This is a genomic window from Mesorhizobium sp. M1D.F.Ca.ET.231.01.1.1, assembly GCF_003999155.2.
Lineage (GTDB): Bacteria > Pseudomonadota > Alphaproteobacteria > Rhizobiales > Rhizobiaceae > Mesorhizobium.
Map to the genome: position 1 here is coordinate 47916 of NZ_RZOZ02000006.1, position 23772 is coordinate 71687.

A 23772-nucleotide genomic window follows, 5' to 3' on the forward strand; every position below is an offset into this window, starting at 1 on the left:
TGTTCACGACACCGGCGCCGCGCCGCCCTCCCCGGTGCGCCGCGCGATGAATTCGTCGAGCACGCCTGCTGTGGCGGCGGCGGATTGCGGCGCCTGGAAGTCGGAAAGGATCCGCTTCCAGATGCCGGTGGCGCGCTCGGTCGCGCTCTTCGAGCCGGATTGCGTCCAGTTGCCGAAATTCGACCAGTCGGCGACCAGAGGCTCGTAGAATGCGGTGCGGTAGCGCGTCATGGTGTGAGCGGCCGAGAAGAAGTGACCGCCGGGCTGCACCTCGGCGATGGCTTCGAAGCCGATGGCATCGGCGTCGCCGGGCGTCTTCGCGCAAAGCTCGGCGACCGTCTGCAGCGCTTCGACGTCGGTGATCAGCTTCTCGAAGGACACGCTCAGGCCGCCTTCCAGCCAGCCGGCGGCATGGATGCAGACGGTGGCGCCGGCAAGCACCGAGCCCCACAGCGCGAACTGCGTCTCATGCGCGGCCTGCGCGTCCGAAATATTGGCGGCGCTGCCGCCGCCGGAGCGCCACGGCAGGCCGGTGAAGCGCGCGAGCTGGCCGGCACCCAAGGTCGCCTTGACGTGCTCCGGCGTGCCGAAGGCCGGCGCGCCCGACTTCATGTCGACATTGGAGGAGAAGGAGCCGTAGACCACAGGCGCGCCGGGGCGCACGACCTGGGCCAGCGTCAGCCCGGCCAGCGCCTCGGCGTGCTGCAGCGTCAGCGCGCCGGCGACCGTGATCGGCGCCATGGCGCCCGCCAGGCAGAAGGGCGTGATGATCGAGACCTGGCCGGCCCTGGCGAAGTCGATGATGCCTTGCGCCATCGGGATGTCGAGCTGGCGCGGCGAGTTGGTGTTGATGACGGTGTAGCAATAGGCGCCGGCCAGGAATTCGTCCTCGGACAGGTCGCGCGCCAAGCGAACCATCTCGAAGCTGTCCTCGACCTGCGGCGTGCCGCGCGCGAAGACGAACGGCACCTTGTCGGACAGCGTCAGCTGCGCCCGGCCGGTGGCATAGTGGCGAAAGCGCGTGTCGACGTCCTGCGGCTCGACGCAGGGCCCGAGCATGTGCAGCACGTCGAAATGCTGCACCAGCCGGATGAAATCCTCGAAGGCTTGAAGCGTCCCCGGCCGCCGGCCGCGCTCGAGATCGGTGACGTTGGGGGCGCCGCAGCCGGCGAGGAAGGTCATCGTGCCGAGTTCGAGATCGAGATCGCGGTAGCGGTCACCAGCCCGCGCCGGGATAGAGCGCGGCGCCGAGGCAAGCGCGGCCGTCACGATGTCGCGGCCGATCTTCACCATCTGGCTGTCCTCATCGACCAGCGCGCCGGCCTGGGCAAAGATGGCGCGGGCTTCGGGCAGCAGCACCTTGATGCCGAGCTCCTCCAGCACGCGCAGCGCCGTGTCGTGGATGGCGACGACCTGGTCGTCGGAGAAGACCGGCTGCGGCAGGAACGCGTTCTTCAGGGAACGGTAGTTCGGGCGGCGGCTCGACTCGCTGCCGGCCTCGCCGGTTCGTCCGCGCCGGCGTTCGCGCCTCAGATCGCGTGCGGCCTCGTCAATCATGCCTGGTCCTCCCTATTGCCGCATTGCCTCGCCCTTGGGGTCGTAAGGCGAGGCCGCGATGACGCGCGTCGGCCGTTCGACGCCGACAATGTGTACGGAAAGCTCCGTCCCCTGCCCGGCGAAATCGTCATCCAGCAACGCCAGGGCGACGCTCTTGCCGACCGTGTAGCCATAGCCGCCGGAGGTGACGAAACCGACGCGGCGCCCCTTGTGCCAGACCGGCTCGAAGCCGCTGGCGTCGGCGTCGACCGCATCGACTTCCAGCGTCACGATGCGTCGCGTGACACCGGCCTCGCGCTCCTCGAGCGCGGCCTCGCGGCCGATGAAACCATTCTTGTCGAAGGCGATGAAACGGTCGAGCCCGGTCTGCCCCGGTGTGTAGCCTTGCGTGAACTCGCGCGACCAGATGCCGAAGCTCTTTTCCAGCCGCAGCGCATTGAGCGCGTAGTAGCCGATCTCGGCGAGGGCGAGATCCTCGCCGGCGGCAAGCAGCGTCTCGCGCAGGGTCGAATGCAGGGTGGCCGGGCAATTGATCTCGAAGCCGAGCTCGCCGGCGATCGACAGCCGGGCGACGCGGGCCCGCACCATGCCGATGTCGAACGCGCCGCAGGCCATGAACGGCAAGGTTTCGGCGGAGATGTCCTGATGCGTCGTGCGTTCGACGATCTTGCGTGCGTTGGGTCCGGTGACGAGGAAGCCGGACACCGTGTCCGAAATGTCGGTGACGGAAACGCCGTCCGCCATATGCGCTCCGAACCAGCGCATATGGAATTCGCGCAAATAGTAGGAGCCCATGATCCAGTACTCGCCGTCGCCCCAGTTGAGCACCGTGAGATCGCCCTTCAGCCTGCCGTCAGACCCAAGCATCGGCGCGAGCTTGGCGCGGCCGGCCTTCGGCAGCCTGCAGGCGAGCAGCCGGTCGAGCCAGGCCTCGGCGCCTGGGCCGGACACGGCGTAGCGTGAGAAGGCAGTCGTATCGACGAGGCCGGCGCCGCGGCGCACCTGCAGCACCTCGTCGCCGACGATGTCGAAGGCGTTGGAGCGCTTCAGCGTCGTCTCCTCGCGGAACCCCATAGGCGCGAAATAGGCCGGGATCTCCAGACCCCATGAGGCTGTCCACTCGGCGCCGGCGGCGCTCATGCCGTCGTAAGCGCCGGGACGCTTCAGCGGCCGGCCGGCCGGCAGACGCTCGTTGGGGAAGGTCATGACGAACCGCCGGGCGTAGAACTGGCCGGTCGTTTGCCGCAGATACTCGCGATTGGCGGCGAAGGCGCCGTAGCGGGCGATGTCCATGCCGAAGATGTCGGCCTGTGGCTCGCCGTAAATCATCCACTCGGCCAGCGACTTGCCGACGCCGCCGCCCTGGCTGAAGCCGGCCATGACGCCGCAGGCGACCCAGTAGTTGCTGAGGCCCCTGACCGGGCCGACAAGCGGGTTGCCGTCCGGCGTGAAGGTGAAGGCACCGTTCACCCATTTGCGGATGCCGGCCTTCGCCAGGCATGGGAAGCGCTGATAGGCCCTGGAGAGCTCCGGGCTGATGCGGTCGATGTCCTCCGGGATCAGCTCGATGCCGTAATCCCAGGGCGCGCCGTCCATGTTCCAGTGTTTCGGGTTCTGCTCGTAGACGCCGAGCAGCACGCCCTTGCGCTCCTGCCGCAGATAGGAGAAGCCGTCGAGATCGACGGCGAGGCCGAGTTCCTTGTCGAGCGCGGCGACTTCCGGAATGTCCTCGGTGACGAAATAGTGGTGCTCCATCGGCGTCACCGGCAGGTCGACGCCGGCCATCAGCCCGACCTGCTTGGCCCAGAGGCCGCCGGCGTTGACGACATGCTCGGCGACGATCGTGCCCTTCTCGGTGACGACGTCCCAGCCGCCGTCGGCACGCTGCTTCAGCTCGACGACGCGGTTGCGCAGGATCACGTCGGCGCCGCGCTTCTTCGCGGCGCCGGCATAGGCCTGCGTCGTGCCGTAAGGGTCGAGATGGCCTTCGTTGGAATCGTAAAGGCCGCCTAGCACATCGCTGACATCGACGATCGGGCACATCTGCTTGATTTCTTCCGGCGTCACCAGGCGGGCCGTCTCGATGCCGACCGACTGGAATACTGCCCAGGCCGATTTCAGCCATTCCCAGCGCTGCGGGTCGCTCGCCATGTTGACGCCGCCGGTCATGTGCAGCCCGGCATTCTGGCCGGACTCGGCCTCGATCTCGCGATAGAGCTTGATCGTGTAATCCTGCAGCGCCGCGACGTTGGGATCGGAATTGAGAGCGTGGAAGCCGGCGGCCGCGTGCCAGGTCGAGCCGGCCGTCAGCTCGGCGCGCTCGATGAGCGCCACATCGCTCCAGCCGAAGCGCGTCAGATGGTAGAGCACAGAGGCGCCGACCACGCCTCCCCCGATGACGACTGCCCGGTAATGCGATTTCACGAGCCTCTCCCTCTCGTTGGAAGCCCTTACGATATACCTGCTGGACATATGTGTCTAGACACTTCTGTCCAGCGCTTGCGCAGAGTTTCTTGCCGTGCCTATTGTGCGGCCATGATCATGACCGCTCCGCAGTCCGAGCCGGCGCCCGCCAACATCAAGGTCACGCGCCTGGACTGGATCAATCTGGCGCTAGAGACGCTGATTTCAGACGGCATCGAGAGCGTGCGCGTGCTCACGCTCGGGCAGAAGCTCGGCGTGTCGCGATCGAGCTTCTACTGGTATTTCGAAAGCCGGCAGGACCTGCTCGACCAATTGCTCAAGCATTGGCACGACACCAACACCACGGCGATCGTCGAGCGCGCCCGGCGCCCGTCCGAAACCATCATCATGGGCGTGATGAACGTCTTCGAATGCTGGGCCGACGAGCGCCTGTTCGACCCGAGGCTCGATTTCGCGGTCCGCGAATGGGCACGCCGTTCCGACGACGTGCGGCGCATGATCGACCAGGCCGACGACGATCGCCTCACCGCCATCCGCGACATGTATCGCCGGCACGGCTATGACGACGAGGACGCCTTCATCCGGGCGCGTGTGCTCTACTATATGCAGATCGGCTATTACGTGCTCGACCTCAAGGAGCCGGTCGAGGCCCGCGTCAGCCATCTCGCCGCCTATCTGCGCTCCTTCACCGGCCAGGAACCGACGGAGGCGGATGTGGCGCATTTCATGCGCTTCATCGCGGCGCGATGATATCGCTCTAAGTATTTGTGTCACGCAATTCCGGACGGAAAACCGCTACACACTTTTCCTGGAATTGCTCTAGGCACAATCAACCTTAGCGTTCAAACAAAGCCTGGGTGTGGCTTCGCTGCCCTTGTGAGCGGTGATAAAATGGTCGATTAGTCTTGCAGGGGGTCGCCCGAAATCGTCGATGCGATTTCGGTCGAAAGTGCGTTGGGGCGGAATTCCGGAATGGCAAGTCCTTCGAAACCACGCAAGAGAAGAGGCCGGATCGCCTCGGCGGCTCTTGCTGTCGACGCGTGGCTCGATTCCTCGCTCTATGAAATCGGCTTCAAGGCGCGCGAATTCTGGGAAGCCGCAACCATCTTTTCCCGCCGTTTCCGCCTGCATGGCTGGCGGCGCGCCATCATCGAGGTGCTGAGCGAAGGCTTCACCATGGGCGCAGGCGGCTTCGTGGTGCTTTTGGCGCTCGCCATGCCGGCCTTCGAGATCACCGGCGGCGATTGGCGCAACCAGGGCGACTTCGCCGTCACCTTCCTCGACCGCTACGGCAACGAGATCGGCCAGCGCGGCATCATCCAGCGCGATTCCGTGCCGGTCGACGAAATGCCGGACATCGTCATCAAGGCGGTGCTGGCGACCGAGGACCGGCGCTTCTTCGACCACTACGGCATCGACGTGCTCGGCCTGTCGCGGGCGATCTTCGAAAATGTGCGCGCCAATTCGGTGGTCCAGGGCGGCTCCAGCATCACGCAGCAGCTCGCCAAGAACCTGTTCCTGTCCAACGAGCGCACCCTGGAGCGCAAGATCAAGGAAGCGTTCCTCTCGCTGTGGCTGGAAGCCAACCTCTCCAAGAAGGAGATCCTGCAGCTCTATCTCGACCGCGCCTATATGGGCGGCGGCACGTTCGGCATCGAGGCGGCGGCGGATTTCTATTTCGGCAAGAGCGTCAAAGACCTGAACCTCGCGGAGGCGGCAATGCTGGCCGGCCTGTTCAAGGCGCCGACCAAATACGCCCCGCACATCAACCTGCCGGCGGCGCGCGCGCGCGCCAATGTGGTGCTCTCCAATCTTGTCGATTCCGGCTTCATGACCGAGGGCCAGGTGCTGCAGGCGCGGCTGCATCCAGCCGATGTCGTCGACCGCGGCGAGCAGAAGAGCCCCGACTATTTCCTCGACTGGGCCTTCGACGAGGTCAAGAAGATCGCCAGGCCCGGCCAGCATTCGCTGGTCGCCCATACAACCTTCGACGCCAACATCCAGAAGGCGGCGGAAGAGTCGGTTGAGTTCCACCTTCGCCAGTTCGGCAAGGAATACAACGTCACCGAGGGCGCGGTGGTGGTGATCGAGACGAACGGCGCGGTGCGCGCCATCGTCGGCGGCCGCGATTATGGCGCCAGCCAGTTCAACCGCGCCACCAAGGCGCTGCGCCAGACCGGATCGTCGTTCAAGCCCTATGTCTACGCCACCGCGATGGAGCACGGCTTCACCCCGGACTCGGTGGTTTCCGGCGGTCCGATCAGCTGGGGCAGCTGGTCGCCACACAATTACAATGGCGGCTCGGCCGGCAACGTGACGCTGATCACGGCGATCGCCAAGTCGATCAACACCGTGCCGGTGCGGCTCGCCAAGGACCATCTCGGCATCGGTCCGATCAAGGCGATGGCGGAATCGATGGGCGTCGAGTCGCCGCTTGAATCGCACAAGACCATGGTGCTCGGCACATCCCTGATGACGGTGATGGATCAGGCGACCGGCTACAGCGTCTTCGCCCAGAACGGCTTCGTCGGCTCCAGGCACGGCATCACCCAGCTCGTCACCCGCACCGGCGACGTTGTCTATGACTGGACCAAGGACGCGCCGCCGCCGCACCGCGTGCTGTCGGAGAAGGCGCTGAAATACATGAACACGATGCTGGCCGCGGTGCCGGTGATCGGCACGGCCAGGCGCGCCCAGCTTCCCAACATCGTCGTCGCCGGCAAGACCGGCACCACGCAATCCTACCGCGATGCCTGGTTCGTCGGCTTCACCGGCAACTACACGGCCGCCGTCTGGCTCGGCAATGACGATTTCACGCCGAGCAACAAAATGACCGGCGGCTCGCTGCCGGCGATGGTGTGGCAGCGGCTGATGGCCTACGCGCACCAGAACATCGACCTGAAGCCGATCCCCGGCCTCGAGCATCCATGGGTCGACCCGGAGGTCGCCGCCAAGGCTGAGGAGGCGGCCAAGAAGGAGGCCGCGGATGCGGCGGCGCAGGCGGAAGCCGAGCGCCCGCCGGTGCTCTCCAGCCGCACCACCCAGATGCTGCGCGAGATGACCAGGACGTTCGAGGCGGCGCCTGTGCTCGACGCGCCGACTTCGCCGGAGACGCTGTCGGCGCTTTAGGATTTGATCCTGCACACGCCCTTGTCCCGAAGCCGGTTCCCGGGAGCATGCTTTAGTGGAGACTGGGCAATCTGAGACGGGCCCATTCGCCAGGTGGGATTTCAGCGCCGACACGGAAGTTGAACGACAAGACCCTCGTCGCGTCGGCGTCGACCTCGCACCGGAAGCTTAGGCGGTACCACTTGGTTGTGGTGCTGAAGGCGGTCTGCAGGGGGCTAAGAACGTTGCCCACCTTCAGCGGAATAGATGGCAGCCATTTGGGAGAATAAGAGGCGTCCTGCAATTCCTGGTTCAAAACGCTGCCGCAAAGGTTGGCAACTCGCTGATCGCGAGGCACGCCGGTCATCGAGCTTGTGGCCAGCGCATCGCCGGTAGCGCCCTGCGAGTAGAGCTTTCGAACACCTGGAAGGCCCGAATAGGTCGGCGACCCAGCAACGGCGGCGTTGGTGGAACCTGGCGTCCCGGCGTTCCTGCTTCGGGACTTCGATCCCTTTGCAGGCTTGAACTTCAGCGCGTTTGCGGGTTGGGGCTTGTCGGCGGTCTGCGCACCTGCCTCTTGCCCGTCCGCCTGTTGTTTATTCGTGTTTTGAGCTGCCTGCTTTTCCTCGCTCTGCGTGGGCTTGGCGTCTGTCGCGGCGGTTGCCGGCTTGTCGTCAGTCTTGCTTGGATCTGCCTGCTGATCGGCGTCTGCCGGCGCGGCAGATTGCTTCTCCGCCGGCTTCGGCGCGGCAGGCGGCTTGGAATCGTCATCCTTGGCCGGCGATGGCGCATTGTCTCGATCGCCGCCTCCATCCAGGGATTTCCTCGGGCCGGTATCCTTGTCGCCGTATTGAAAAACGGGCTTTAGCACAGCGATTGGCGGTGGCTTCGGTGGCTGCTTTTCCGGCAGAGGCGGCTTTTCGACTTTCTGCTCGGGCGGTTTTTCAGCCTTCGGCTCCTTTGGCTGCGGCGCGGGCTGAGGCTTCGGTTTCGGCTGCTCGGGCGGAGGCACGAGCGCGACATTGACCGGCTGGTCCTGATCCGGCGATTGGGCAGGTCTCGGCAGGCCATGGACCAGAAACGCCGCGATGAGCACATGCAGGATCAGCGACGCGGGCAAGGCCCAAGCCAAATTCCAACGCCGTTCTTCCGTCTCGCCCTTCATCCCGGTCGATGTGGAACCAAATGGCGGCCGCTTCAAGCACAGACACCCGATTGAATGGCCACCTGCGGCGCCGCGGGAGGGAACCTTCTGCTGCTTGTCCGGCAGAAAACGACTTGGTGGCCGTATGCCATCACGTGAGTTCCGGAAGCGCGGGAAGCCGCCATTTGCATGCCGGTTTCACCTGAATATCGCCACGCCTTCGAGCGAGCCGGCTTGCCACGCCACCCCGCGCCGCGATATCCCGAACAACCTCCTCAGTTCCGGCCCTGCATGCTCAAGACCGCCTTCCTCACGCTGCTTTCGCTTGCAATCGCCATCGGCCTCGGCGGCGGCAGCGTCTGGTACGCCCTCAACGCGCAGGATGGCGTCGGCGCGATCCGTATCGGCCAATGGACCGCTTTTCCAGAAATCGGCACCCAGACCGCCGACCCCTATTCCAAGGCACGCGTGGCGCGCGAGGGCGTGCTGGCGCTCGGCCGGGCGGAGGGGCTGTCCTTCGTCGCCGCGCGCGACGAAGCCGGCGAGCCGCTGAAGCGGCAATGCGCCTATACGATCGAGGGGGGCTATCCGACGGCGCGGTTCTGGACGCTCTATGCCGCCGACCAGTCGCTCGGCGTCATCGACATCGGCAAGGCAAGGCAGGCCGCGCTGCAATCCTACGAGGTGCTGCGCCAACCCGACAATTCGGTCGTCATCTCGGTCGGCGACCGCCCTGCCCCCGGCAACTGGCTGCTCACCAGCGGCTTCGGCAAGATGTATTTCGTGCTCACCTTCTACGACACGCCGATCGCTTCGAGCACCGGGCTTTCCGACGTGACGCTGCCGCGCATCCTGAAGGCCGGCTGCCATGCGTAGACTGCTGCATGCCCTGATCCTCGGGCTGCTCGGCGCCGGCATCGTGCACATCGCGGTGCTGTTCCTGGTGCCGGAATTTTCCGAACGCGATGCCTGGTCGCGGCTGGCAATGGCTTCCGACCTCTACAAGATGACGCGCCTGGACGCCGAGGCCGGCGGCGCGCCGGTGGTGAAGTCGGTCGACCCGATGTTCTATGCCGCCGCCTGCCGCTTCGATCTCGCCGACGGGCTGGTGCGGGTCAGGGCGCCGGGCAACGTGCCGTTCTGGTCGGCCTCGGTCTATGACCGCAGCGGCCACAACATCTATTCCTTCAACGACCACAACGCCAACAGCGAGAAGCTCGATGCCGTGGTGCTAACACCGGCGCAGATGATCGATGTGCGGCGCGATCTTCCGGAGGAACTTCAGGGCGCGATCTTCGTCGAGGCGCCCATCGAGGAAGGCATCCTCGTCGTCCGTGCCTTCGTTCCCGACGACAGCTGGAAGCCGATCGTGTCACGCTTCCTCGAGCAGAGCGCCTGCGAGTTGCAGGACTATTAGCATTTGCTGCAATTCCGGACGGAAAACCGCTACACACTTTTCCTGGAATTGCTCTGGCGAGCAAGCTCAGTGATGCGGCACTGGAGGCCGCGGCGGCTTGTCCGGGGAGTCCTGGCGCCCCGCGCCGGCTTGCGGCTGCGGCTCGTAGCGGACGCCGGGGAAGATGATAACCGCGGCCGCCGTATCGGCAGCGTGATTTACTCGATTGACCGGTGCCGTTCTCGGCACAAAAGACAGGACCATGCCCATGGTTCGCGCATTCCTCTCGGTTTGACCGGAGCACAACGCAACGCCTCCAAAGTTGATTAAGGCGGGCAGAGGGTTAACGGAGCGCTAACGGATCGCGGCTAATTTGATCTTTGTTCCCTGGAGACGCGGAACCGGCCCGGCCGGATTGCGCGGGGCCAGGTCTGTGTCGAGTATCGGGCGTATCCTCCGTGTCTTCTTCGGATTTCAGGCACATCGCTATCCGGACCGAAACGGGAAAAGCCGAAAGGCTTTTCCGCGCCGCCGTGTCCGCATTCTGCTCGCTGACGCGCCCCTCGCGCCGCGAGATCGCCCAGCTCGAGGATCTGACGCTGCCGCTGTTCGACGAGGTGTCGGTCGAATCGCGCCGCTATGTCGCCGCCGCGCTTTCCGAATGCGAGTATGCGCCGACCGCGCTGGTGCGGCGGCTGGCCGAGGAGCCGGTCGAGATCGCCGCGCCGCTGCTCACCCGCTCGAATGCGCTGAGCGACATCGACCTCATCGCGCTGATCGGGCGCCACGGCCTGCCGCATGCGCGCGCGATCGCACGACGCAAGCAGCTCAATGCGACCATCGCAGACCTGATCCGCGCGCTGGAGAAGCCGACGCTGGTCAAGACGCGACCACCGGAGACGGTCACCAAGCTCGCGCCGGTGAAACCGGAGCCCGCTTCCACGACCGAAGACCATCGCCCGGATCCCGGCGTGGCCGAAGAGGATGCGCGACGCCGCCTGCGCTCGATGATGCGCCCCGCCGGCGAAGGTGCCACCGTCAACCTGTTCCTCGGCCAGCCGACCTATGTGAGGCTGCGCGAGACGGCGCTGACCGGCAACGCCGCCTTCTTCCAGACGGCGCTTGCCGATGCGCTCGACATCGATTTTGCCACGGCCCGCTCGGTCATCGACCAGTCGGGCTACGCCGCACTGCTCGCGGCGCTCAAGGCGCTCGACCTCAGCGAGGACAGAGCCTTCCTGATCGCGGTCGCGGTCTGTCCGGGCGAATTCCCGCATCCGCAAGCGATCCGGCTGTTCCTCGACCGCTACCGGCTGCTGCATCGCGAGGCGGCGCTCGACAAGGTGCGGGCCTGGAAGGCCGAGGCTCTGTCGCGGGCGATCCGCGGCAACGCCGCCGAGACGGCCAGCGCCGGGCGTCGGGCATCGCCGATGTCGTCGCGAAACTCGGCATTTCCGCGACACGACAAAGTGACAAGCGCCTCTTGACTTAGAGCGCACTCTAACTCGTAGCTTTCCGTGCGTCGTGACGAAAGAAGGGCGTTGATGAAGATTGGCGAGCTGGCGAAGCGTTCGGGACTGTCTGCCTACACTATCCGTTACTATGAGCGGATCGGGCTGTTTCCCCATGCCGACAGGGACCAATCGGGCCAACGCGACTACGACGCGTCAATCCTGACCTGGATAGAATTTCTCGATCGTCTCAAAACGACCGGGATGCCTATTCGGGAAATGCTGCGTTACGCGGCCTTGCGGGAGCGCGGCGTCGACACGGAAGCGGAGCGCAGCGCGTTGCTCGAACAGCACCGTGAGCGTGTCCGTGCGCATGTGGCCAAGCTGCAAGCCTGCCTTCTCGTCCTCGACACCAAGATTGCCGGATATGCCGGCAAGGAACAGAGGATGAAGGACTATGACGCACCAATCCCCGAACGTCGGCGAAAGCCGGCTTGAACGCGGCAAGCGGGCGCTCGCTGAAATCGACGGCCAGGCCGGCCACAATGTCATTGCCGCCCTGGCTGACATTGCCCCCGACTTCGCAAACTACGTGTTCGAGTTCTCGTTTGGCGACATTTACAGCCGCCCCGGCCTGGATCTGCGCGCCCGTGAGATCGCGACTATCGCGGCGCTGACAGCGATGGGAACCGCGACCCCGCAACTGAAGGTCCATATCGAGGCGGGACTGAATGTCGGGCTGACCAAGGTCGAAATCACCGAAACCATCATACAGATGGCGGTTTATGCCGGCTTTCCTGCGGCGCTCAACGGGCTGTTTGCGGCCAAAGAAGTCTTCGCCGCCCGGTTTCCCGTCCAAAAGGGGGAAGCGGCATGATGAACCTTCACTGCATTCGCGAATCCGACCACGCCTGGAAGGCTTTGGGACGGATTCACCTGGCCGCCAATGTTCTCGTAATGGTCCAGCCTGCCTCAGTGCGGCTGTGGCTGCGCGCACATGAGTCTACGGCCTAGTCGGTCTTCACCGAAAGAAGCTCTTCGACCGGAACAGTCCCTGCCTCGATCTCGACAACCCAGATGTCGGGGTCGAATTTCTTCTCCCGCTCCAGCCGCGCATCGAAGGCCGAGCCATCCTCGCTAGTATCGAACTGGATGAAGAAGCGCTCGTCGGGTTTGGCCGAATCGTAGCTCGTCTGCGGCGCCGGCCCATAGAGGACCACCTCTCCCATCCGCCCGCGCGACAGCACGAAGACGGCGCCCGCCTCGGTGGCGCCGCGCTTGACCACGGCCGCGAAACCGCCGGCGCCGAAGACGCGTCGCACAAGGGCCGATACCCAAAGGTCGGTGGTTACGCGCATGAGAGGGTTCCGGGCGACATGCGCGGTCCTTACAGCATCGGCGGCGGAACCGAAATGGCCGCAGAGGGCCTCAGTTCGTCAGGCCGATCTCGCGCATCTTGACGTAGACCGCTTCGTCCGGATCGCCGGTCTCGGGCAGGCCGAACAACGCCTGGAACTCTTTGATCGCGGCCTTGGTGCGGGCGCCGACGACACCGTCGAGCTGCATGTCGTTATTGCCGAAGGCCTTGAGGCCGGCCTGGATCTTGACGATGCGGGCGTCCGGCGTCTGCGTCGCGCCATTGGCCGGGGCGGAGACCGGGATCGGCACCGGCGCGGCCGCCTGAGCCGCAGTTGCCGGTCTCGGCGCCGGATGCGGAATGGCCGCGGTCGTCTGCCGGGCGCCGAGCTGGTCGAGCAGCGCGTCGTCGATCTCGCCGGATGACGGCAGCCCGACCTTGACCTGATAGGCCTGGATGGCTCTCCGCGTGGCCGGACCTGTGAGGCCGTCAACGGTGCCGTCGTAGAAGTTGAGATCCTTCAATATGCCCTGCACCTGCTGGACGGCCGGGTCGGGCTTGGGAGCCGGCTGCGCCGGCGCCTGCCGCACGATGTTGATGGTGGTCTCCGGCTCATTGGAGACGGCATGCGGGAAATTCTCGATGCTCCTGGTGGCGAAGAAGGCGCCCGTATGCGGGAAAGGCTGGTACCAGAGCGCGTTGGCCGAAACGTAGAAGAGCGTCACCAGGAAGGCGGTCGAGCCGCCGACCATAACCGGATTGCGCGAGATCATCTGGCCGACCGCCACGGCGCCCTCGGCAAGGACGCCGCGCTCGGGTTCGACCACCTTAGGCCGTCTTGCGGAGCGAGCCATTGCTGTCCCCATCTGCATCCCCCTTCGGCTTTGCAACCGGCATCGGCAGCACGCCGGACGGCGCGCCCGAGCGCCGCTTCGGTCCGTTCATCGGCAGGCTGATCGTCACCGTCGTGCCCTCGCCCGGAGCGCTCTCGATCGACATCGTGCCCTCGTGCAGCGCCACCAGGCCCTTGACCAGCGAAAGGCCGAGCCCGGTTCCCTCGAAACGGCGCGTATAGTCGTTCTGGATCTGCATGAACGGCTTGCCGAGATTGGCCATATCCTCCTCGGCGATGCCAATGCCGGTGTCGCTCACCCAGAAATGCAGCCGCGAGCCGACGCGCTTGGCGCCGATAACCACGCTGCCGCCGTCGGGCGTGAATTTCACGGCGTTGGAAACCAGATTGATCAGGATCTGCTGCACCGCGCGGCGGTCCGCGTTGATCTCGCCGGCGTCCGGCGCGATCTGCCCACCGAGAGCGATGCTCTTGGCGTCGGCCAGCGGCCGCATCATCGAGCGGCACATATCGACGGCATCGGCGAAGCGGAACGGTTCGAGCTCCGTCGTATAGGCGCCGGCCTCGATGCGCGAGACGTCGAGGATCGAGGTGACGACGGACAGAAGATGCTGGCCGGACTCCCTGACCAGCCCGACATATTCCTTCTGGCGCGGATCGCGGAAGGCGCCGAACATCTCGTGCAGCAGCATGTCGGAAAAGCCGATGATGGCGTTGAGCGGTGTGCGCAGCTCGTGGCTGACCACCGCCAGGAAACGGCCCTTGGCCACTTCGGCGGCAGCCGCAGCCTCCCTGGCCGAGGCAAGTTCTTCGCGCAGCATTGCGACGTCGTCGTTCTCACGAAGCACGAAGGTGAAGATGTCCTGCTCAAGCGCGCCGCGCATCAATTCCAGGCGGAACGGGCGGAAATTGTCGGCCGCGCCGCCACCGTCGCGCGGCAGCCGGATGCGCAGGTCGAGCCGGCGCTTCGGCGCGCCCTCGCGCATGTCGGCGAGCGCGGTGAGATAGGCGACGCGGTCGGAAAGATGGACGCGCTCGAACAGGCCCGTGCCGAGCAAGAGCTCCGGCGCCAGCCTCAGAACGGAGCGCGCCTTGGCCGAAGCGTCGAGCACTTCGCCCTGGCGGCCGACGCGCAGCACGACGGCGTCGATGATCTCCTCGAGACGGTCGGCTGCAGGTTGCGGCTGGCGCGCGTTACCCGGGTTGGCGAAGGCCGCCGCGCGCGGCAAGAGCGTAAGCGCCCAGGCAAGCGGCAGCACCCAGTGCCAAGTGGCGGTCCCGCCCGCACCGAGCGGCAGGACCTGATCCGCGATAGGCTGCAGGAGAATGGCGGCGACAGCAGCCAACGCACCCGAAAGGGCAGCGCGGCGCGATCCGGCGATCCACCAGGCCTCGAGCGGGAAAGCGACGGCAAGCAGCGCGACCGGCGAGGCCAGGCCACCTGCCGCGGCAATCGCGCCGGCAAGGGCGAGGCCACCCATCGCGACTGCCGCACGGCCGGCGAACGCCATGCGGCCCGTGGCGGCAACGAAAAGCGCCGCGAACCAGCACAGGCCGAAAGCGCCGAAGATCGCGGCCACGGTGACGGCCGCACCGAGGCTGGAGGTGACCAGCGTCACCGCCGCGCCCGCGGCGAGAAAGGGAGCGGCGAGCATGACACCGATGAAGCGGCGCTGGCGCAGGCGCTCGGCCTCGCCCGTGACGGTCGGATGAACCATGCGTTCGCAGCCGGCGGCAACCGCGCCAGGCAGATGAACGTATCTGGCCGTAATCGAACTCAACGCACTCGTACCCGGTCGTGAAGCTGCCCTGCTTTGCAGGTGACTCTTGATTGGCTTGAAACTCGCACCCAGCGTTTAAGGAATGGATAAGGCAGGCGAGACGAGCGCTCCGCCCGCGGCAAATATTGGGACGCCGGCGTGGGAAAGCCCGTCGATCTGCCGCCATGGTAAATGGAGCGTTAGCTGCAACAGCCGCGCCAGGGCTTGCCGGAAATCCCGCGCCGACGCTTCTCCCTTTCGAAATTTTCCTTTTAAAACAGATATATAGATGGTTATCATAAAGTTAATGCAATCGATGAGATTTGAATGAAATCAATCTCGAAAACCAATCCTTTCGAATTTATCTAAAATTTGCAGAAAATTCGCGGCTTCGGCGCAAGCCGTCCTTTGCGCGGCTATGCCACTATCCCGCCCATAAAAGAGGTCATGCCGATGGATGCATGATCCGGTCACGGACGAGAGGCATTGAGATGGGCTTTCTGATCAGGATGGCTTTCTGGTTTTCGCTGGTGCTCCTGGCGCTGCCGCTCAGCGTCGGCCCGGACGAGGATGGCCGCGAGGCGGTCGGGCCGATCCAGGCGCTGTTTGCGGCGCGCGAGGCGGTCGGCGACATTGCCGGCATCTGCGAGCGCAAGCCGGACGTCTGCGAGACCGGCAAATCTGCCATGCACACCATCACCGTCCGCGCCCAGGAAACCGCCAAGATCGCCGCAGCCATGCTTGACGACCAGCAGTCCGAAAGGCCGGGAGCGAAGGTGGCGGAAACCTCCGCCGAGACCACCGGCAGCGTCGCTAAGGACATCGTGCTGCCCGCCAAGGTCAACATTCCGATGATGCTGACGGCGAAGAACTGAGATACCTTCCAGCCGTTCGCTCGGCTGCTTTAGTTTTAGCGCAATTCCTGGAATTGCTCTAACGCCGCGGGCCCGTCCGACCTCTCGACGCCCGCGGCGTCTTTCTTTTTCCGTGACGCGGCGGCGCCGGGTCACTATATGCGGGCAATGACGACCTCGATCGAAACGATCCGCGACGACTTCTCCCTGCTCGACGAGTGGGAGGACCGCTACCGTTATGTGATCGAGCTCGGCGAGGCGCTGCCGCCGTTTCCCGAGGCCGAGCGCACACCGGCCAACAAGGTGCCGGGCTGCGTTAGCCAGGTGTGGCTGACCACCGAGCAGGGAGAAGGCGTCGATCCGGTGATCAGCTTCCAAGGGGATTCGGACGCCCACATCGTGCGCGGCCTGGTCGCCATCATGCTGGCGCTGTTCTCCGGCCGGCCGGCCAGCCAGATCCAGAGCACCGACGCGGAGGTCACGCTGAAAGAGCTCGGCCTCGACGAACATCTGTCGCCGCAGCGCGCCAACGGCCTTCGCTCGATGGTCAAGCGCATCAAGCGCGACGCGGAAGCGGCCTTGAAACAGACCGCCTGACTCAACCCAGACCCGGCGACGTACCGCGTCGCCGCGGGTTCACGCGTTCGCGGAAACCGTCGCGCGCTTTTCCTGGAATTGCCTCAAAAACAAAACGGCGCCCTGCGGGGCGCCGTCGCTTTGCCGAAGGTGCAAGCCGCTACCGGCGACCCTTGGGCTTACGGCCGAGGCCCATTTTCTTGGCCAGCTGCGAACGGGCCGCAGCGTAGTTTGGAGCGACCATCGGATAGTTGGCGTCCAAGCCCCACTTCTCGCGATATTCTTCCGGGGTGAGGTTGTAGTGCGTCATCAGATGGCGCTTCAGCGATTTGAACTTCTTGCCGTCTTCGAGACAGACGATGTAGTCGTCATGCACGGAGCGCTTCGGGTTGACAGCCGGCTTCTGCTTCTCGGCCGACGGCTGCTCCGTCGCGCCGCCGACGCGGCCGAGCGCGGCATGGACATCGGCGATCAGGTTCGGCAGTTCACCGACCGGTACCGGGTTGTTGCTGACATAGGCCGCTACGACATCGGCGGTCAGTTCGATTAGCGCGTCGCCATTCCTTGAAGGTGTTTCCACGATATCCATTGTGCTCAGGCCCCAACGAGAGTTTGTTTCTAGACTACGCCCTTTTCTGGATCGGGCATCGCGCGAATTTCATGCAGGCAAGCCGTGCGATTCGCGTCGCCTTATCTTAATGACGCTGTGCTGTAAGTAAGTCAATTCACCTATTGAGTTATATTCGGCGATATTCATCAAATATTGCTGATTCAGCTTCAAAATTTCGTTCGCCGTGTAACTTAGCGAGATTTTTCTGGTCGGACCAGCGCAGCCTGACGTGGCGTCAAGAATGCTTTTACACCTCAGGTGGCGCTGAACAAGGCTCTCAATGCTTGACTAATGCTTGGGTAGCCTGGGCGGTGAGGACGAAGAACCCTGCGGACCACAGGCCGCGGACATTCGTCACCGGGTCAAACAACCAAGCAGCCTCGACGAACCTCTCAATAGGGTGTGATGTACTTGCCGTAGACCCAGCCGGTGACGAAATGGCCGTTCCGCGCCGGATCGTGCCAGAGCTCGCACCAGCGATAGCGGATCGCCTGCCGCTGCTTCCAGTGCGGATGGCCGGCGATATCGAGCAGGTCTATGCCTCCCGTGCAGCGGCCGGTCATCTGCAGGACGGCGCCATTCGGATAGGCCGCCTGCTTTTGCGATGTGTTTGACGGATACTTGCGCGCGTTGAGCGTGTCGCCGAACGGCACGCCGGCCACTTGCTAGGCCGCGAACACGGTTGCATGAGACTGACCGGAAAAGGCCAGGACTGACGAGGCGACAGCAACAGCCACCGCGGCGCGAACATAGGATTTCATCTTTCCCCCTTCGACTTACTTTCTGCAGACCACCTTGAACCCTGCCCCTTGAACCGCTGCTGAGCAGTGTGTTCATTCGCCATTCAAGCAAATTCCACAGCGAGACGTAATGACCAGAAGTTCCGCCTTCCCGACCGCCAACCCGCCGCGGCCCGAGAAACACCCCATCTTCGATGTGCATCACGGCTTCACCCGCACCGACGACTATGCCTGGATGCGCGCCGGCAACTGGCAGGCGATGTTCAGGGATCCATCGCTCCTCGACGGCGCGATCCGCGCCCATCTCGAGGCCGAGAATGCCTACCAGGCAACGCTGATGGCCGATACGGCCGATCTGCGCGCCGAGCTGTTTGCAGAGATGAAGGGGCGCATCAAGGAAGACGACTCCACCGTACCGATGAAGGACGGTCCCTATGCCTATGGCTCGTCCTTCAAGCTCGGCGGCGAGCAGCCGCGCTACTTCCGCACTCCGCGCGATGGCAGCACCGAGGAGATCCTGCTCGACGGCGACGCGGAAGCCGAGGGCAAGCCCTATTTCCGTCTCGGTGGCGTCGACCATTCGGCCGACCATGGCAAGCTGCTCTGGGCCTTCGACGACAAGGGCTCGGAATTCTTCGCGCTGCGCGTGCGCGACATCGCCAGCGGCAGGGACCTGACCGACCAGATCCCGGACACGGGTGGCGGCGGCGTGTGGAAAGCCGGAGACGACGGCTTTTTCTACACCCGCCTCGACGACAACCACCGCCCGTCAAAAGTGTTCTTCCACGCACTTGGCGACAGTCCGCAGAACGACCGGCTGATATACGAAGAAACAGATCCGGGTTTCTTCATGGACGTCAGCGGCACGCGCTCCAACGACTGGATCATGATCGGCATCAACGACCATGAAACCTCCGAATACCGCCTGCTGCGCGCGGACGAACCTTTCGGCGAGCCGAAGCTGGTGGCGGCGCGCGTGAGCGGCCTGCAATACGATCTGGAAGAAGGCGGCGACGTCTTCTTCATCCTCACCAATGCCGACGGCGCCAAGGACTTCAAGATAATGACCGCGCCGGTCGAGGACCCGGTGCGTGCCAATTGGACGGAACTGGTACCGCACGAACCTGGCCGGCTTATCCTGTCGGTGCTTGGCTTCAAGCATCACATGGTCAGGCTGGAGCGCAAGGAGGGCCTGCCGCGCATCGTCGTGCGCGATCGGGCAACCGGCGAGGAGCATCTCATTTCCTTCGACGAGGAGGCCTTCTCGCTCGGCCTTTCCGGATCCTATGAATACGACACCGAGGTGATGCGCTTCACCTATTCGTCGATGACGACGCCGGCGCAGGTGTTCGACTACGACATGCGCAGCCGGGAGCGCGTCCTGCTGAAGACGCAGGAAGTGCCTTCCGGCCATGATCCGGAGCACTATGTGACGCGCCGGCTGATGGCGCCGGCCGCCGATGGCGAACTGGTGCCGATCTCGCTGATCCACCATCGCGACACCCCCCTCGACGGCTCCGCGCCCTGCCAGCTCTACGGCTACGGCTCCTATGGCATCACGGTTCCCGCCGCCTTCAACACCAACTGCCTGTCGCTGGTCGACCGCGGCTTCGTCTACGCCATCGCCCATGTGCGCGGCGGCAAGGACAAGGGCTACGGCTGGTACGAGGACGGCAAGCGGGCGAAGAAGATGAACACCTTCACCGATTTCATCGCTTCCGCCCGCCATCTGGTGGCGGAGCGTTACACGCAACACGACCGCATCGTCGCTCAAGGCGGCTCGGCCGGCGGCATGCTGATGGGGGCGGTCGCCAACATGGCGCCAGAGAGTTTCGGCGGCATCGTCGCCGAGGTGCCGTTCGTCGACGTGCTCACCACCATGCTCGATGAAACCTTGCCGCTGACCCCGCCGGAATGGCCGGAATGGGGCAATCCGATCGCGTCGGCCGAGGACTACGGCACGATCGCGGCCTATTCGCCCTACGACAATGTCGCGGCGCTCGACTATCCGCCGATCCTGGCGCTGGCCGGACTGACCGACCCGCGCGTCACCTATTGGGAGCCGGCCAAATGGGTGGCGCGGCTGCGCGACCGCAAGGCTGGCGACAATCCGATCCTGTTCAAGATCAACATGGAGTCCGGCCATGCCGGCGCCTCGGGCCGGTTCTCGCGGCTGGAGGAGATCGCGTACATCTACGCCTATGCCTTGAAAGTGACCGGCAAGGCCTGATTTTTCCCTCGCAATCGTGAGGGCCAGGCGTTAGGCAATGCTCGGTTGGGTTCGGTTCTTTGGGCGCGGTTTCCCAGGCCGCGTCATCTGTCATCCGTAGGGTTCGTCATGCTGCTCGTCGACGTCTATCTCGACAAATCGCCCATTCAGGGCATCGGCGTCTTCGCCAAACACCGCATCGCGCGCGGCACGCTGATCTGGAAGCTCGATCCGAGGTTCGACCGGCGCATTCACGTCGACACCTATGAGGGCGAATCCGGCGCGGTGAAATCCTATCTCGACCGCTATTCCTATCCAGACCGGCGCGATCCCAACTTCATCGTCTTCGAGGCGGACGACGCCCGCTATATGAATCACGCCGACGAGCCGAACTGCGACGTCTCCTCGCCCGAGGAAACCTACGCGCTGCGCGACATCGCGCCGGGCGAGGAACTGACCTGCGACTACAACCACTTTTTCGAAAACGGCTTCGACTTCCTGGGCGACCGCCACCCGTAGCCTGAGACTATTTGGATGGCTTGCGCGCCGGATAACCGTTGGGATGCGGCGGGATGGCCTTGAGGTAGGCGGCGATCGCGGCGCGGTCATCGGCTGTCAGCTGGGCCATGTTGCGCTGCACGTCGACCATGGCGCCGCCGACCGAATCGAAATCCGGTGTGAAGCCGGTTTCGAGATAGTTGGCGATGTCGGCTTCCGACCAATCCTTGGGGCCGCCCTGCGGGGTGATGTTGGGCACGACGCCGGAACCTTCGGCGGCCACGGCGCCCGCCAGCCATGCGGCCTTCTTGACGCCGCCGGCAAAATCGCGCGGCGTGTGGCATTCGCCGCAATGGCCGGGCCCCTCGACCAGATAGCGGCCAGCCAGCACATTGGCCGGCGCGCCGTCGGGCAAGGCAATCACCGGTTCGGGGCTGAGATAGAGAAGTTTCCAGAGGCCAATGCCACGGCGGATGTTGAAGGGGAAGGAGAGCTTGTGGCCGGGCGCCTTGCCGGCAACCGCCGGCAGCGTCTTCATGAAGGCATAGAGGTCGGCGACATCGGCCGGCTTCATGCGCGCGTAGGAGGCGTAGGGAAAGGCTGGATAAAAATGCTCGCCGGAGGGCGAAACGCCCTTCAGCATCGCATTGGCGAAGTCTTCCTCGCTCCAGGCGCCGATGCCGTCCTTGATATCCTGCGAGATGTTGGGCGGCACGAAGATGCCGAACGGCGTCTTCAACTCCAGCCCGCCGGCAAGGTTCAGGCGGGCATCGCCTTTTGATCCGGGTCTGGCGTGGCAGGACGTGCAGCCGCCGGCATTGAAGATGCGCTTGCCCTTGGCGGCGTCACCGGGGCTGAGTTGCGCGACGGCCGCGGCATCGAGCCTGACCGGCGCGGACAGCGCCCAGCCGGCGACCGCGCCGGCTCCGCCCAAAACGACGACGACGCCGATGAGTTTCCTCAGCCAGCCCATGGCCGACTGTCAGCCCTTCTTGATCCTGTAGGTCTGATGGCAGGTGCCGCAGTCGCCGCCGATGGTGTTGAGTTGCGCCTTCAGCGCATCGGCATCGGCCGGCGGCGAAGCAACCGCGGCCTTGACGTCGGTCAGCAGCTTGTCTTCCGCCGTATTGAAGCCGGCCTTGTCTTCCCAGATCTTCGGCGCAGCCGTCGTGTCGCCCTTGTCGCTGCCAGCCGGGAACAGCGTCTCGGCATCGAATTTTTCGGCATTAGCCTGCAAGGCCTTCAACGTCGTCAGCACCGCGGCGGCATCGAAATCCTCCTCGCCCTTGACCACTTTCGACAGCTGGCCGGCGAGCTTGCCGCGCTCCTTCATCAGGGCCTGGCGATCCTTGATCGGGTCGGCATACGCGACCGAGCCGGCAAAGGCGAGCAAGGAGATGGCGATGACAAGCTTTCTCATTCGATTGGCTCCATGGTGAAGAGAGTTCGCGACTCGACGTTAACGGACCTGGCGGCGGGAATATTCCCTAGTGCCGTCACGATTTTCCCGATCGCGATCAATCTCGTGTGTTGGCAGATAAAGAAAAGCCCCGGCATGCCGGGGCTTTTCGTCAAATAAATCAGCCTTTCACCTTCTCGTAGAGCTCAAGGACATAATCCCAGTTGATCAGGCTATCGACGAAGGCTTCGAGATATTTCGGCCGCGCATTGCGGTAGTCGATGTAATAGGAATGCTCCCACACGTCGACGCCGAGGATCGGCGAGGCGCCGTGGACCAGCGGGTTCTCGCCGTTGGGGGTCTTCGAGATCGCGAGCTTGCCGTCCTTGACCGAGAGCCATGCCCAGCCGGAGCCGAACTGGGTGGTGCCGGCGGCGATGAAGTCCGCCTTGAACTTGTCGTAGCCACCAAGATCGGCATCGACGGCCTTCTGCAGCGCACCCGGCAGCTTGTTGCCGCCGCCGCCCTTCTTCATCCATTTCCAGAAATGAATGTGGTTGTAGTGCTGGGCGGCATTGTTGAAGAGCCCGGCATTCTTGCCGAAGGACTGCTTCACGACCTCCTCGACCGACAGGTCGCCCATTCCAGCCTCGGCGGCCAGCTTGTTGCCGTTATCGACATAGGCCTTGTGGTGCTTGTCGTGGTGATACTCCAGCGTCTCCTTCGACATGTAAGGCTGCAGGGCCTCATAGTCGTAGGGCAAAGCGGGCAACTCGAAAGCCATGGGTGGTACTCCCTCAGGAAAAAGTCCGGTGCAACTACCGGACTAAGATAGGTCTGGAATGGATGGGGGCAACTCCGGAATGAAGCGCCGGCGGCCTTTTTATCCGCTCAGGCAGCGGAAGTCGAATGCGCCCAATCCCAATAGAGCTCGCGCGCCTTCTTGGCCACCGGCCCGGGCTGACGGTCGCGGTCCTCGATGCGCGTGATCGGCACCACCTTGGAATGGTTGCCGGTCGAGAAGATCTCGTCAGCTTCGAGGAATTCCCGGATCGACAGCGCCTTCTCGGTGGTCCTGAAGCCGTAGTCGCCGAGCAGGCTGATCGTGCGCGAGCGGGTGATGCCGGAAAGGAAGGTGCCGTTCGCGGCCGGCGTCATCACATGGCCGTCCTTCACCAGGAAGATGTTGGACGTGCCGGTCTCGGCGACGTTGCCCAGCATGTCCAGCACCAGCGCGTTGTCGAAGCCGCGCATCTTGGCCTCGAGGATGGCGCGGCCGTTGTTGGGGTAGAGGCAGCCGGCCTTGGCGTTAGTCGGCATCGTCTCGATGGTCGGCCGCCGGAACGGCGAGACGCCGATGGAAAAGCCGGAAGGCGGAATCATCGGCGATTCGTAGAGGCAGAGGCAGAAGCGGGTGGATGCCGGGTCGGCCGGCACGCCCATATAGCCGCCATGCTCGGCCCAATACATCGGCCTGATATAGACGGCGGTGTTGCCGTCGAATTTCTTCAGGCCATCCCAGGTCAGCCCGACGATCTGCTCCGTCGTCATGGAAGGCTTCAGGCCGAGCGCGATCGCCGAGGCGTTGACGCGCGCGGCATGGCGATCGAGATCGGGCGCCACGTTTTCGAACCAGCGGGCGCCGTCGAAGACGCTGGTGCCCAGCCACATGGCATGGCTGCGCGGTCCGAGAATGGCGACGTTGCCCTCGTACCAGTCGCCGTCCACATAGGTCCATGTCGCGGATTGCGCCGCCGCCGCCAGAGTCATCGCTTGCCGTCCATTTGGATGATTTCAGGCCGCCATAGGACGATGCTTTGGCGGTCGGCGTCAACC

23 protein-coding genes are annotated in these 23772 nt (G+C 64.4%); 11 read left to right on the forward strand and 12 right to left on the reverse strand.

Features of this window, described 5'->3' with window-relative positions; translation table 11 throughout:
- Positions 1–3: 3 nt before the first annotated feature.
- Positions 4–1557, reverse strand: a complete 1554-nt coding sequence (locus tag EN874_RS17470; protein WP_127426218.1) for a trimethylamine methyltransferase family protein — start codon at positions 1555–1557, stop codon at positions 4–6.
- A 12-nt stretch (positions 1558–1569) separates the two neighbouring features.
- Positions 1570–3981, reverse strand: a complete 2412-nt coding sequence (locus EN874_RS17475) for an FAD-dependent oxidoreductase (RefSeq protein ID WP_127426219.1) — start codon at positions 3979–3981, stop codon at positions 1570–1572.
- A 111-nt stretch (positions 3982–4092) separates the two neighbouring features.
- Between EN874_RS17475 and EN874_RS17480 the strand changes: the two genes are divergently transcribed.
- Positions 4093–4731: a TetR/AcrR family transcriptional regulator gene (locus tag EN874_RS17480; RefSeq protein ID WP_127426220.1), complete on the forward strand. Its 639-nt coding sequence runs from the start codon at positions 4093–4095 to the stop codon at positions 4729–4731.
- A 222-nt stretch (positions 4732–4953) separates the two neighbouring features.
- A complete protein-coding gene (locus EN874_RS17485; protein WP_127426221.1) occupies positions 4954–7110 on the forward strand; it encodes a penicillin-binding protein 1A in 2157 nt (718 codons plus the stop codon).
- Between the two features lie 52 nt (positions 7111–7162).
- On the opposite strand, the gene EN874_RS17490 is transcribed toward EN874_RS17485, so the two are convergent.
- Positions 7163–8254: a DUF930 domain-containing protein gene (locus tag EN874_RS17490; RefSeq protein WP_127426465.1), complete on the reverse strand. Its 1092-nt coding sequence runs from the start codon at positions 8252–8254 to the stop codon at positions 7163–7165.
- A 270-nt stretch (positions 8255–8524) separates the two neighbouring features.
- Between EN874_RS17490 and EN874_RS17495 the strand changes: the two genes are divergently transcribed.
- The 5 genes from EN874_RS17495 to EN874_RS17520 all read left to right on the forward strand — a co-directional run bounded on the left by EN874_RS17495 (position 8525) and on the right by EN874_RS17520 (position 11957).
- A complete protein-coding gene (locus EN874_RS17495) occupies positions 8525–9109 on the forward strand; it encodes a DUF1214 domain-containing protein (protein ID WP_127426466.1) in 585 nt (194 codons plus the stop codon).
- Positions 9102–9650 carry a DUF1254 domain-containing protein gene (locus tag EN874_RS17500; protein ID WP_126085114.1) on the forward strand — a complete coding sequence of 183 codons (549 nt, stop codon included), beginning with the start codon at positions 9102–9104 and terminating at the stop codon, positions 9648–9650. Before EN874_RS17495 ends, EN874_RS17500 begins: the two co-directional genes overlap by 8 nt.
- A 437-nt stretch (positions 9651–10087) precedes the next feature.
- On the forward strand, positions 10088–11116 hold the full coding sequence (locus tag EN874_RS17510; protein ID WP_127426222.1) for a DUF2336 domain-containing protein: 1029 nt from the start codon (positions 10088–10090) through the stop codon (positions 11114–11116).
- A 57-nt stretch (positions 11117–11173) separates the two neighbouring features.
- On the forward strand, positions 11174–11578 hold the full coding sequence (locus EN874_RS17515; protein WP_127426223.1) for a MerR family transcriptional regulator: 405 nt from the start codon (positions 11174–11176) through the stop codon (positions 11576–11578).
- Positions 11538–11957 (forward strand): carboxymuconolactone decarboxylase family protein, encoded by a 420-nt coding sequence (locus EN874_RS17520; protein ID WP_127426224.1) that lies wholly within the window; start codon positions 11538–11540, stop codon positions 11955–11957. Before EN874_RS17515 ends, EN874_RS17520 begins: the two co-directional genes overlap by 41 nt.
- Positions 11958–12090: 133 nt before the next feature.
- Here the strand turns inward: EN874_RS17520 and EN874_RS17525 are convergent, their stop codons facing one another.
- From EN874_RS17525 to EN874_RS17535, 3 genes are all read right to left on the reverse strand, one after another.
- On the reverse strand, positions 12091–12438 hold the full coding sequence (locus EN874_RS17525; RefSeq protein ID WP_127426225.1) for a DUF1491 family protein: 348 nt from the start codon (positions 12436–12438) through the stop codon (positions 12091–12093).
- A 70-nt stretch (positions 12439–12508) separates the two neighbouring features.
- Complete coding sequence (locus EN874_RS17530) at positions 12509–13291, reverse strand: peptidoglycan-binding protein (RefSeq protein WP_127426226.1); 783 nt, start codon at positions 13289–13291, stop codon at positions 12509–12511.
- Entirely contained in the window at positions 13266–15008 is a 1743-nt protein-coding gene (locus EN874_RS17535; protein WP_127426227.1) for a HAMP domain-containing sensor histidine kinase, read from the reverse strand. Before EN874_RS17535 ends, EN874_RS17530 begins: the two co-directional genes overlap by 26 nt.
- Before the next feature lie 533 nt (positions 15009–15541).
- Here EN874_RS17535 and EN874_RS17540 point away from each other — a divergent pair.
- Complete coding sequence (locus tag EN874_RS17540; protein WP_127426228.1) at positions 15542–15925, forward strand: DUF5330 domain-containing protein; 384 nt, start codon at positions 15542–15544, stop codon at positions 15923–15925.
- Positions 15926–16072: 147 nt separating this feature from the next.
- A complete protein-coding gene (locus EN874_RS17545) occupies positions 16073–16501 on the forward strand; it encodes a SufE family protein (protein WP_127426467.1) in 429 nt (142 codons plus the stop codon).
- A gap of 139 nt (positions 16502–16640) precedes the next feature.
- Here EN874_RS17545 and EN874_RS17550 read toward each other — a convergent pair whose 3' ends face one another.
- A complete protein-coding gene (locus tag EN874_RS17550) occupies positions 16641–17069 on the reverse strand; it encodes a MucR family transcriptional regulator (protein ID WP_126085123.1) in 429 nt (142 codons plus the stop codon).
- 413 nt (positions 17070–17482) lie between these two features.
- The gene (locus EN874_RS17555; protein ID WP_348631734.1) at positions 17483–17752 is read right to left on the reverse strand and encodes an SH3 domain-containing protein; all 270 of its coding nucleotides are present in this window, start codon (positions 17750–17752) and stop codon (positions 17483–17485) included.
- Positions 17753–17960: 208 nt separating this feature from the next.
- Between EN874_RS17555 and EN874_RS17560 the strand changes: the two genes are divergently transcribed.
- Together EN874_RS17560 and EN874_RS17565 are read left to right on the forward strand one after the other, a co-directional pair.
- Positions 17961–20060: a S9 family peptidase gene (locus tag EN874_RS17560; protein WP_127426229.1), complete on the forward strand. Its 2100-nt coding sequence runs from the start codon at positions 17961–17963 to the stop codon at positions 20058–20060.
- A gap of 108 nt (positions 20061–20168) precedes the next feature.
- Complete coding sequence (locus EN874_RS17565) at positions 20169–20558, forward strand: SET domain-containing protein-lysine N-methyltransferase (RefSeq protein ID WP_127426230.1); 390 nt, start codon at positions 20169–20171, stop codon at positions 20556–20558.
- A gap of 7 nt (positions 20559–20565) precedes the next feature.
- Here the strand turns inward: EN874_RS17565 and EN874_RS17570 are convergent, their stop codons facing one another.
- From EN874_RS17570 to EN874_RS17585, 4 genes are all read right to left on the reverse strand, one after another.
- Positions 20566–21510 carry a cytochrome c gene (locus tag EN874_RS17570; RefSeq protein ID WP_127426231.1) on the reverse strand — a complete coding sequence of 315 codons (945 nt, stop codon included), beginning with the start codon at positions 21508–21510 and terminating at the stop codon, positions 20566–20568.
- A gap of 9 nt (positions 21511–21519) precedes the next feature.
- Positions 21520–21957, reverse strand: a complete 438-nt coding sequence (locus EN874_RS17575; protein ID WP_126085128.1) for a cytochrome c — start codon at positions 21955–21957, stop codon at positions 21520–21522.
- A 160-nt stretch (positions 21958–22117) separates the two neighbouring features.
- On the reverse strand, positions 22118–22720 hold the full coding sequence (locus EN874_RS17580) for a superoxide dismutase (RefSeq protein ID WP_127426232.1): 603 nt from the start codon (positions 22718–22720) through the stop codon (positions 22118–22120).
- Positions 22721–22827: 107 nt separating this feature from the next.
- Complete coding sequence (locus tag EN874_RS17585) at positions 22828–23706, reverse strand: branched-chain amino acid aminotransferase (RefSeq protein WP_127426233.1); 879 nt, start codon at positions 23704–23706, stop codon at positions 22828–22830.
- Positions 23707–23772 lie beyond the last annotated feature (66 nt).

Excerpts from the sequence above, each read along its gene's own strand:
- EN874_RS17470 (WP_127426218.1), bottom strand. The coding sequence starts at position 1,557 with ATGATTGACGAGGCCGCACGCGATCTGAGGCGCGAACGCCGGCGCGGA.
- EN874_RS17480 (WP_127426220.1), top strand. The coding sequence starts at position 4,093 with ATGATCATGACCGCTCCGCAGTCCGAGCCGGCGCCCGCCAACATCAAG.
- EN874_RS17485 (WP_127426221.1), top strand. The coding sequence starts at position 4,954 with ATGGCAAGTCCTTCGAAACCACGCAAGAGAAGAGGCCGGATCGCCTCG.
- EN874_RS17490 (WP_127426465.1), bottom strand. The coding sequence starts at position 8,254 with ATGAAGGGCGAGACGGAAGAACGGCGTTGGAATTTGGCTTGGGCCTTG.
- EN874_RS17495 (WP_127426466.1), top strand. The coding sequence starts at position 8,525 with ATGCTCAAGACCGCCTTCCTCACGCTGCTTTCGCTTGCAATCGCCATC.
- EN874_RS17500 (WP_126085114.1), top strand. The coding sequence starts at position 9,102 with ATGCGTAGACTGCTGCATGCCCTGATCCTCGGGCTGCTCGGCGCCGGC.
- EN874_RS17515 (WP_127426223.1), top strand. The coding sequence starts at position 11,174 with ATGAAGATTGGCGAGCTGGCGAAGCGTTCGGGACTGTCTGCCTACACT.
- EN874_RS17520 (WP_127426224.1), top strand. The coding sequence starts at position 11,538 with ATGACGCACCAATCCCCGAACGTCGGCGAAAGCCGGCTTGAACGCGGC.
- EN874_RS17525 (WP_127426225.1), bottom strand. The coding sequence starts at position 12,438 with ATGCGCGTAACCACCGACCTTTGGGTATCGGCCCTTGTGCGACGCGTC.
- EN874_RS17530 (WP_127426226.1), bottom strand. The coding sequence starts at position 13,291 with ATGGCTCGCTCCGCAAGACGGCCTAAGGTGGTCGAACCCGAGCGCGGC.
- EN874_RS17535 (WP_127426227.1), bottom strand. The coding sequence starts at position 15,008 with ATGGTTCATCCGACCGTCACGGGCGAGGCCGAGCGCCTGCGCCAGCGC.
- EN874_RS17540 (WP_127426228.1), top strand. The coding sequence starts at position 15,542 with ATGGGCTTTCTGATCAGGATGGCTTTCTGGTTTTCGCTGGTGCTCCTG.
- EN874_RS17545 (WP_127426467.1), top strand. The coding sequence starts at position 16,073 with ATGACGACCTCGATCGAAACGATCCGCGACGACTTCTCCCTGCTCGAC.
- EN874_RS17550 (WP_126085123.1), bottom strand. The coding sequence starts at position 17,069 with ATGGATATCGTGGAAACACCTTCAAGGAATGGCGACGCGCTAATCGAA.
- EN874_RS17560 (WP_127426229.1), top strand. The coding sequence starts at position 17,961 with ATGACCAGAAGTTCCGCCTTCCCGACCGCCAACCCGCCGCGGCCCGAG.
- EN874_RS17565 (WP_127426230.1), top strand. The coding sequence starts at position 20,169 with ATGCTGCTCGTCGACGTCTATCTCGACAAATCGCCCATTCAGGGCATC.
- EN874_RS17570 (WP_127426231.1), bottom strand. The coding sequence starts at position 21,510 with ATGGGCTGGCTGAGGAAACTCATCGGCGTCGTCGTCGTTTTGGGCGGA.
- EN874_RS17575 (WP_126085128.1), bottom strand. The coding sequence starts at position 21,957 with ATGAGAAAGCTTGTCATCGCCATCTCCTTGCTCGCCTTTGCCGGCTCG.
- EN874_RS17580 (WP_127426232.1), bottom strand. The coding sequence starts at position 22,720 with ATGGCTTTCGAGTTGCCCGCTTTGCCCTACGACTATGAGGCCCTGCAG.
- EN874_RS17585 (WP_127426233.1), bottom strand. The coding sequence starts at position 23,706 with ATGACTCTGGCGGCGGCGGCGCAATCCGCGACATGGACCTATGTGGAC.